This window comes from Mesorhizobium sp. P5_C1, assembly GCF_054049815.1.
Genome location: NZ_JBFULQ010000213.1, coordinates 1 through 8,993, shown reverse-complemented (window position 1 = coordinate 8,993; position 8,993 = coordinate 1). Strand labels below are relative to the sequence as shown.

Genomic DNA, 8,993 nt, shown 5'->3' with positions numbered 1-8,993 from the left:
GTGTAGCCGACATTGTCGAGGTCGTTGTGCTTGCCGCCGGCGCGAACGCTCTTCTGCGCGGTCGAGGCGCGCGAATAGGCCCGCTTCTCCAAGCCGGTGAAGACGTTCTTGAACTGCACCATGCCGGCGTTGGTGAACATCAGCGTCGGATCGTTGCGCGGCACCAGCGGGCTCGACGCGACGATCTCGTGACCCTCCTTGCGGAAGTAGTCGAGAAAAGTCGACCGGATCTCGTTCACGCCACTCATGAATGCTGCCTTTTCGAGAAAACCGCCGGCAAACCGGCGGAAAATGGGCTCTGGGTCTCAAAGCGCGTCGCGCTGAAAACGGATTCAGTCGATGCGCTTCAAGTTTTTGCTTCCATGCATGTCGTTGTCCCAAAACCGCTGCGCACTTTTGGGCGACATCCACAAAAAATAGACTTGGCCTTTTAGCGGTCGCACCGCACCCTGTCCAGAAACACGGAATTGGTCCAAATCGCGCGCTTGCCGACCATCGACGCCGGCCGCAAAACGAAAAACCGCCGGCTCGAAAGCCGGCGGTTTGGAACGCAAAAAACACTGAACTCAATTACATAAGCTTGAGATAATAGAACAGGATTATGGCCGATCTTCGGCCGGCATCCTGTGCACGAAGTTGTTACATCGCGCCGGATTCCTCCTCGAAGCCGTCGTCGCCGCTCTCGGCGCCGCCATTCTCGAGGAATTTCTCGGCGATCAACCCGGCATTCTGCCTGAGCGCCAGTTCGATCTCGCGCGCCGTGTCGGGATTGTCGCGCAGGAACAGCTTGGCATTCTCGCGGCCCTGGCCGAGACGCTGCGAATTGTAGGAGAACCAGGCGCCCGACTTCTCGACCACGCCGGCCTTGACCCCGAGGTCGACCAGTTCGCCGGTCTTGGATACGCCCTCGCCATACATGATGTCGAACTCGACCACCTTGAAGGGCGGCRCCAGCTTGTTCTTGACCACCTTGACACGAGTCTGGTTGCCGACGACCTCGTCGCGGTCCTTGACCGAGCCAATGCGGCGGATGTCGAGGCGGACCGAGGCGTAGAATTTCAGCGCGTTGCCGCCCGTCGTGGTCTCGGGCGAACCGAACATGACGCCGATCTTCATGCGGATCTGGTTGATGAAGATGACCATGGTGTTGGAGCGCGAGATCGAGGCGGTCAGCTTGCGCAGCGCCTGGCTCATCAGGCGGGCCTGCAGGCCGGGCAGCGAATCGCCCATCTCGCCTTCGATTTCGGCGCGTGGCGTCAGCGCCGCGACCGAATCGACCACCAGCACGTCGATGGCACCGGAGCGCACCAGCGTGTCGCAGATTTCCAGCGCCTGCTCACCCGTGTCGGGCTGCGAGATCAGAAGGTTTTCCAGATCGACGCCAAGCTTGCGGGCATAGACCGGATCGAGCGCATGCTCGGCATCGACGAAGGCGCAGATGCCGCCCTTCTTCTGGGCTTCCGCAACAGTGTGCAGCGCCAGCGTCGTCTTGCCCGAGCTTTCCGGCCCGTAGATTTCGATGATGCGGCCGCGCGGCAGGCCACCGACGCCAAGCGCGATGTCGAGGCCAAGCGAGCCGGTCGGCACGGTTTCAATCTCGACGACCTGCTCGTTCGCGCCGAGCCGCATGATCGAGCCCTTGCCGAAAGCCCGCTCGATTTGCGACAGCGCCGCATCCAGAGCCTTTGATTTGTCCACCGCTTTGTCCTCTACCAGCCGCAAAGAATTCTGAGCCATGATACATCACCCCTTGGTCGTCAATGAAGGCCGGACAATCCGTAATCCCTGCCTATTTGTACCTTTTTTGTTCTCGTTTGGCAAGAGGGTTCAAGTATCTGAAAGGCAATCAATATCCGGATTTGTTCTTTTTTTGTCCCAAGAATCACATCAGGAGCGCACCTCGCATTGGGCCAGTCGGCTCGATTGTTTCGATCTGCCGAATCGCCGCCCCGCATGCGAAGCTTCGTCACTTAGCGTAGCGCTTGTGCGGCTGGAATAACAAAGGTCATATCGCCGGCATGGTGAAATCTCCAAGAATCCTGGCCGTGGGCGGCGCCCATATCGACCGCCGTGGGCAGGTGTCCGGCGCTTACGTGCCGGCTGCGTCCAATCCGGGCACGATGCGCGAGGATGTTGGCGGTGGTGTCTTCAATGCGTTGCGCAGCGCGGTCCGGCGCGGCGTCTCGGCCTCGCTGCTGTCGGTGCGCGGCGGCGATGCCGCCGCCGATACGGTTTCACGGGCCATCGCCAAAGCCGGGATTGCCGACCTGTCGGCGGTGTTCCTCGATCGCACGACGCCAAGCTATACGGCGCTGATCGACAGCGACGGCGAGCTGATCGTCGGCTTTGCCGACATGGCGCTCTATGAGCTGGCGTTTCCCAAGCAGGTCAGGCGCTCCAAGGTGCGCGAGGTCATCGCTGCCGCCGATGCCGTCTTCTGCGACGCCAACCTGCCGACGGCGGCGCTAGAGAGGCTCGTGGCACTCGCCGCCGGCAAACCCGTCTTCGCCATTGCCATTTCGCCGGCCAAGATCGTGCGCCTGAGGCCGGTGCTCGGCAATCTGGCCGTCGTCTTCATGAACCAGCGCGAGGCGGTCGCACTTGCCGGCCTGGACAGTGCGGCCTCCGGGCAGGACATCGTCGACGGGCTGAAACGTGCCGGGCTCAAAAGCGGCGTGGTGACAGCGGGCGGCGCTCCGATGCTGGGCTTCGATGAAGCCGGCGCCTTCTCGATCCTGCCGCCGACGCCAAGAAAGGTCACCGACGTCACCGGCGCCGGCGATGCGCTGGCGGGAGCGACGGTCGCTGCCTCGCTTCGCGGCATGCCGTTGCGCGCGGCCCTGCGCGAAGGCATTGCCGCGGCGACGCTGGCCATCGAAAGCGCCGACGCCGTTCCCGATTTCACCGCTGCTGATTTCACCGAGGCACTGGCTCTTGTGCCGGATGCGCAGGAAGTGGCATGAGACCGGCCAGTTCATAGTGCCGGAGTGTTTCCGCGCGTCCAAGTGGAGGCGCATCGCTCCGGATTGGAGATCAGGATGACACCAGAAACCGCCCGTCCCTTCATCGATATCCATGCGCCGGTTGCACAGGCCTTGGCCGCCGGGCGGCCGGTGGTGGCGCTGGAAAGCACCATCATCACCCATGGCATGCCCTACCCCGACAATGGCGCCATGGCGGCGGATGTCGAAAAGATCATCAGCGACGGCGGCGCCGTGCCGGCCACGATCGCCGTGGTTGGCGGGCGCATCAAGATCGGGCTTTCGGACGGCGAGCGCGAATCCCTCGCCATGACCGGCGACGCCATGAAGCTGTCGCGCGCCGACCTCGGCTTCGCGGTGGCGCAAGGGCGCACGGGCGGCACCACCGTCGCCGCAACGATGATCGCGGCGCATATGGTCGGCATCAAGGTGTTCGCCACCGGCGGCATCGGCGGCGTGCACAAGGGGGCGGAAAAGAGTTTCGACATTTCCGCCGATCTCGACGAGCTGGCGCGCACGCCGGTCATCGTCGTGTCGGCCGGCGCCAAGGCCATCCTCGACATCGAAAAGACGCTGGAAGTGCTGGAGACGCGCGGGGTGCCTGTGGTCGGCCATGGCTGCGAGACGATGCCGGCCTTCTGGTCGCGGCATTCGCCCTTCCGCGCGCCGCTGACCTTGCACCGACCGGAAGAGATCGCGCATTTCTACCAGACCCGGCAGGCACTGGGGCTCGCCGGCGGCATGCTGATCGCCAATCCGGTGCCCGAAAACGACGAAATCCCCGCCGCAGAGATGGCCGGCTATATCGAGGCCGCGCAGAAGGCCGCCGAAGCGCTCAACGTGACCGGCAAGGCGGTGACGCCGTTCCTGCTGTCGAAAATCCTGGAACTCACGGGCGGCCGGAGCCTGAAGACCAACATCGCGCTGGTCGAAAACAACGCAAGGCTGGCGGCGAGGATCGCGAAGGCGCTTTAAAGCGACTGCCGAGTTCCTTCACACCCCCCTCTGTCCTGCCGGACATCYCCCCCGCAAGGRGGGAGATCGGATGTCACATCGGCTTTCGCCAATCATCAATGTTGAAAGCGAGAGCCAGCGGTTGAGCTGCCAATCTCCCTCCTTGCGCGGGAGATGTCCGGCAGGACAGAGGGGGGTGCTGTCCCGCCGGCGTTTCCAACCCTGCACAGCCGCAACGCACCAAAGTCACCAGTCATTTCCCCACCCGCCGTCCTGCCTCATAGGCGCGGCGTGCCCAGAGCGTCATCTCGTCGGGATCATCAAAAGCGCTGTCGGGAATGTTCCAGTAGGGCATCGAGACGAGCTTGCCGTGGCGGGAGCCGGTATAGGTCCACTGCCGGCAGCCTGCTGCCTCGAAGTCCGGCGCGCTTTGCTCGTCGGCCTTCAGCATCAGTTCGCCGCGCAGCACGACGGCGATGATGACACCGTCGAAATAGATGCCCTTGCCGCCGAACAGTTTGCGGATGCTGACCGGACCGAGGCCCTCGAACAGTTCGGCGATGCGTTCATTGTCCATGCCGCGATCATGTCACCGGCATTTGACATTGTCATCGCGCAACCAAGATCATGCTGACAGATTGAGAACATCCGTCGGAGTCGTTTTGTCATGCCGCTTCTGCTCAAGGGGTCCTGCCGCTGCAATGCCGTTCGTTTCGAGGTGGAGAGCCACACGCCGGCGCCGTTCATGCTGTGCTACTGCTCGATATGCCGCAAGCAGCAAGGCGGCGGCGGCTTCGCCATCAATCTCGGGGCCGACAACGAGACCCTGAATATCAAAGGTAAACGAAACCTCGGCGTCTACCGGGCCGAGATCGAAGACGACGAGCGTCCGCGGTGCGAGATATCGACCGGCGAGCGCAATTTCTGTCGCAAATGCGGGTCGGCACTGTGGCTCTACGACCCCACTTGGCCGGAGTTGGTGCATCCCTTTGCCTCGGCGATCGACACCGACCTGCCGGAGCCGCCGACCCGGGTGCATCTGATGCTGAAATACAAGGCCAACTGGGTCGAACCCGTGATCGGCAAGGGCGACAAGACGTTCGACGTCTATCCGGAGGAATCCATCGCCGACTGGCACAAGCGAACGGGCATGTGGGTGGAGTGAGGCTCTTCGCCCGCGTACGGGGAGGTGAGGAAATCTCAGGCCGAGGCGCGTGCTTCCGCGAGAGCCTTCAGATCAGCCGGCTTCAGCTCGACGGATTCGCCGCAGCCGCAGGCCGAACTCTGGTTCGGGTTGTGGAAGGTGAAACCGGTACGAAGCGTCGTCTGCTCGAAATCCATCTCGGTGCCGAACAGGAAAAGGGCAGCCTCGGGCGCCACATAGACATGGGCGCCATCACGCTCGATATGGTCGTCCTTGGTGTTGGGTTCGGTCACCAGATCGACCGTGTACTCCATGCCGGCGCAGCCGCCCTTCTTGATGCCGAGGCGAATGCCATGCGCATTGTCGCGGGTGGCGACGATCTCGCGCACCCGGTCAGCGGCCTTTTCGGTCATCGTGATGACGGCAAAGCGTCCCATACTTTTCTTTCTCCATTCCGTGCAGGTTCAAGGCCTGCCGAACGATTCCTCACCTAAAATGGTGAAGTTTTACCATTGGCGCAAGGGCGCCAACCTTGTGAGGCTCGACGCTAGTACCAGCCCACCGCGACCTGCGCCTCTTCCGACATGCGGTCGGGCGACCAGGGCGGGTCGAAGGTCATGTTGACCTCGACGCCGGACACGCCTTCGACGGCGCCGACTGCATTTTCCACCCAGCCGGGCATTTCGCCGGCGACCGGGCAACCCGGCGCAGTCAGCGTCATGTCGATCTTGACGGAGCGGTCGTCCTCGATGTCGATCTTGTAGACGAGGCCAAGCTCGTAGATGTCGGCCGGGATTTCCGGGTCGTAGACCGTCTTCAGCGCCGAGACGATGTCGTCGGTCAGCCGCGCCAATTCGTCGGCGGGAATGGTCGAAGCAGACACCACGCTGTTGGCGGCGGCTTCCGGCGTGGTTTCGGCAGCGATGCTCACATCATCCATGGTCGTCACCCAAAAAACTTGCGCGCTTTTTCAAGCGCCTCGGCCAAAGCGTCGACTTCGGCCCTGGTATTATACATGCCGAACGATGCCCTGCATGTGGAGGTTACGCCAAAGCGTTTCAACAGCGGCTGGGCGCAATGCGTGCCGGCGCGCACGGCAACGCCTTGCCTGTCTATCACCATCGACACGTCATGGGCGTGAATGCCCTGCAGTTCGAAGGAGATGATGGCGCCCTTGCCGGGCGCGTCGCCGAAGATGCGCAGCGAGTTGATGGCGCGCAGGCGCTCATGCGCATAGGCCTTGAGGTCTTCCTCGTGCGCTGCGATGCGCTCGCGGCCGATTTTTTCCATATAGTCGAGTGCCGCGCCCAGCCCGATCGCCTGCACGATCGGTGGCGTGCCAGCCTCGAAGCGGTGCGGCGGCTCGTTGTAGGTGACGATGTCCTCCGTCACCTCCTCGATCATCTCGCCGCCGCCCATGAACGGCCGCATGCCAGAGAGAATGTCCTTCTTGCCGTAGAGCACGCCGATACCCGACGGACCGTAGACCTTGTGGCCAGTGAAGACGAAGAAATCGCAGTCGAGATCCTGCACGTCTACGGCCATGTGCACGGCGCTCTGGCTGCCGTCGACGAGGACGGGAATTCCACGCGCATGCGCAATGCGCACGATCTCCTTGATCGGCGTCACCGTGCCCAGCGCATTCGACATCTGGGTGATGGCGACCAGCTTGGTGCGATCTGTCAGCCGCTTCTCGAACTCCTCGATGTGGAAGACGCCGACATCGTCGACCGGCACCCAGACCAGTTTGGCGCCCTGCCGCTCGCGGATGAAATGCCAAGGCACGATGTTGGAGTGATGCTCCATGATCGACAGCACGATCTCGTCGCCCTCGCCGATGTTGGGCATGCCATAGCCATAGGCGACGGTGTTGATGGCCGAGGTCGTGTTCGAGGTGAAGACGATGTTGTCGGTGCTTGGTGCATTGAGGAAACGGCGCACCGTCTCGCGCGCCTTTTCATAGGCGTCGGTCGCGGCATTKGATAGGAAATGCAGGCCGCGATGGACGTTGGCGTATTCCTGGGAATAGGCATGCTGGATGGTGTCGAGCACCACCTGCGGCTTCTGCGCCGAGGCACCATTGTCGAGGTAGACCAGCGGTTTGCCGTAGACCTCGCGCGACAGGATCGGGAAGTCGCGGCGGATCGCCTCGACGTCGTAGGGGATGTTTTCGACTTTCTGGTCCATTTCGAAGTCCTTGCCGCTCTAGGCCGCGTTCCTTCCAGCACCCCTGATCCGTCTTGGCGCTTCGCGCCAATCCACCTTCTCCCACAAGGGGAGAAGGGAGGGAGCTTACCCGTGTGTCACAAACCAGTCGTCGAGCTTCGCTTCGAGCGCGTCGACGATCGTCTCGTCGTCCAGTTCCTCGATCACCTCGGCGACGAAGGCTTTGACCAGAAGGCCGCGAGCGGTCTTCTCGTCGACGCCGCGCGCCATCAGGTAGAACAGGTGATCGTGGTCGATTTCGGTGACCGTCGCGCCATGACCGCAGACGACGTCGTCGGCGAAGATTTCAAGCTCCGGCTTGGTCGAGAACTCGCCATCGTCCGACAGCAGCAGCGTGTTGCAGGCCATCTTGGCGTTGGTCTTCTGCGCATATTGGTGGACGTTGATACGGCCCTGGAAAACGCCGCGCGCCTTGCCCGTCACCACGTTGCGGATCACTTCCGTCGAGGCCGTGTGCGGCACGGTGTGGTCGAGCACCATGGTCACGTCGGTGTGGGTGTCGCCGGCCAGAAGGTTGATGCCGCGCAGGGTGAAGTCGCCGCCTTCGCCGGTCGTCCTGACCATGATCTCCTGGCGCACAAGCTTGCCGCCGGCATTCATGACGAACAGCGTCAGTTTCGCGTTCTTGCCGATATGGGCCTTGAACTGCGCCAGATGCGTTGCCGTCTCCGGCTGCTCCTGGACGATCAGCCACGTCACCTCGGCGCCTTCGCCGAGCACGAGCTGGCTGACCGAGCTCGTCAGTGCCGCGCCCTCGCCGGCCTGACGCTCGACGATAACGGCCTTGGCGCCAGCGCCGACGCGCGCCATGAGGCGCACATGGGTCTGGCCGCCGGCCTGCAGGTTCTGCAGTTCGATCGGCTTTTCCAGTTCGGCGCCGTCGGCGATGTCGACAAAGTAACCGTCGGCGACGAAGGCGGTGTTCAGCGCGCCGATGGCGTCATCGCTGCCATAGGGATCGAGCCCGGGCGCGATACTGCCGTCGGTCAGTTTTTCCGACAGGCGCTGCACGGTGACGCCTTCGACGGCCGGCGTCTTCGCGTCGGACTTGCCGTTCAGGATCGCCAGCACGGCGGAGCCTTCCACGATCGGTGCAACAGCCTTGGCCATGGCGGCCGGATCGAAGTCCGGCACCGCGTTCAACAGGCGGCGCAGATCGGTGTAGTGCCAGGATTCGATACGCCGTGTCGGCAGGCCGTGCTTGATCGCTTCGATGGCGTCGTCGCGCTTGAGCATCACCGCGCCGTCGCCCGGCAGCAGCGACAGCCGGTCGCCGAACGCGTCGATCAACGCTGTTTCGGCCGGTGTCCGCTGGGGCTGAGTGTGCATATTCATCAGTTTGACCTTGCCTTCTGGCATCTCACGCGGCTTCGCCGATCACACCGGCATAGCCATTGGCTTCCAGATCGAGCGCCAGCGACTTGTCGCCGGACTTGATAACCTGGCCCCTGTAGAGCACGTGCACCGAGTCAGGCACGATGTGTTCGAGCAGGCGCTGGTAGTGGGTGATGACCAGGAACGCACGGTCGGGCGCGCGCAACGCGTTGACGCCGTCGGAAACGATCTTCAGCGCATCGATATCGAGGCCGGAATCGGTCTCGTCGAGCACGCAGAGTTTCGGCTCCAGCAGCTTCATCTGCAGGATCTCGGCGCGCTTCTTCTCGCCGCCGGAGAAGCCGACATTGAGC

Annotated in this window: 10 protein-coding genes and 1 pseudogene; 3 read left to right on the top strand and 8 right to left on the bottom strand. The window is 62.9% G+C overall.

From position 1 onward, the window contains the following. Positions 1-248: alanine--tRNA ligase-related protein (locus ACXJ7R_RS17650; protein WP_457152957.1), on the bottom strand; the 248-nt coding region annotated here is incomplete at its 3' end. A gap of 391 nt (positions 249-639) precedes the next feature. Next, a complete protein-coding gene (gene recA / locus ACXJ7R_RS17645; RefSeq protein ID WP_457152956.1) occupies positions 640-1,737 on the bottom strand; it encodes a recombinase RecA in 1,098 nt (365 codons plus the stop codon). A 281-nt stretch (positions 1,738-2,018) separates the two neighbouring features. On the opposite strand from recA, the gene ACXJ7R_RS17640 reads away from it, so the two are divergent. Next, positions 2,019-2,963 carry a carbohydrate kinase family protein gene (locus ACXJ7R_RS17640; RefSeq protein WP_457152955.1) on the top strand — a complete coding sequence of 315 codons (945 nt, stop codon included), beginning with the start codon at positions 2,019-2,021 and terminating at the stop codon, positions 2,961-2,963. Positions 2,964-3,038: 75 nt separating this feature from the next. Then, a complete protein-coding gene (locus ACXJ7R_RS17635) occupies positions 3,039-3,956 on the top strand; it encodes a pseudouridine-5'-phosphate glycosidase (RefSeq protein WP_457152954.1) in 918 nt (305 codons plus the stop codon). Positions 3,957-4,188: 232 nt separating this feature from the next. Here the strand turns inward: ACXJ7R_RS17635 and ACXJ7R_RS17630 are convergent, their stop codons facing one another. Further along, positions 4,189-4,512 carry a TfoX/Sxy family protein gene (locus ACXJ7R_RS17630; RefSeq protein WP_457152953.1) on the bottom strand — a complete coding sequence of 108 codons (324 nt, stop codon included), beginning with the start codon at positions 4,510-4,512 and terminating at the stop codon, positions 4,189-4,191. Positions 4,513-4,602: 90 nt separating this feature from the next. On the opposite strand from ACXJ7R_RS17630, the gene ACXJ7R_RS17625 reads away from it, so the two are divergent. Continuing rightward, a complete protein-coding gene (locus ACXJ7R_RS17625) occupies positions 4,603-5,100 on the top strand; it encodes a GFA family protein (protein ID WP_457152952.1) in 498 nt (165 codons plus the stop codon). Between the two features lie 35 nt (positions 5,101-5,135). Here the strand turns inward: ACXJ7R_RS17625 and sufA are convergent, their stop codons facing one another. The 5 genes and pseudogenes from sufA to sufC all read right to left on the bottom strand — a co-directional run. Beyond that, positions 5,136-5,516 carry a Fe-S cluster assembly scaffold SufA gene (gene sufA / locus ACXJ7R_RS17620; RefSeq protein ID WP_013532156.1) on the bottom strand — a complete coding sequence of 127 codons (381 nt, stop codon included), beginning with the start codon at positions 5,514-5,516 and terminating at the stop codon, positions 5,136-5,138. A 110-nt stretch (positions 5,517-5,626) separates the two neighbouring features. Continuing rightward, entirely contained in the window at positions 5,627-6,019 is a 393-nt protein-coding gene (locus ACXJ7R_RS17615; RefSeq protein WP_095085383.1) for an SUF system Fe-S cluster assembly protein, read from the bottom strand. A 5-nt stretch (positions 6,020-6,024) separates the two neighbouring features. Beyond that, the gene (locus ACXJ7R_RS17610; RefSeq protein ID WP_457152951.1) at positions 6,025-7,266 is read right to left on the bottom strand and encodes a cysteine desulfurase; all 1,242 of its coding nucleotides are present in this window, start codon (positions 7,264-7,266) and stop codon (positions 6,025-6,027) included. A 105-nt stretch (positions 7,267-7,371) separates the two neighbouring features. After that, complete coding sequence (sufD, locus tag ACXJ7R_RS17605) at positions 7,372-8,640, bottom strand: Fe-S cluster assembly protein SufD (RefSeq protein WP_457152950.1); 1,269 nt, start codon at positions 8,638-8,640, stop codon at positions 7,372-7,374. Between the two features lie 25 nt (positions 8,641-8,665). After that, positions 8,666-8,993, bottom strand: a pseudogene (gene sufC / locus ACXJ7R_RS17600) (Fe-S cluster assembly ATPase SufC); the annotation flags it as partial.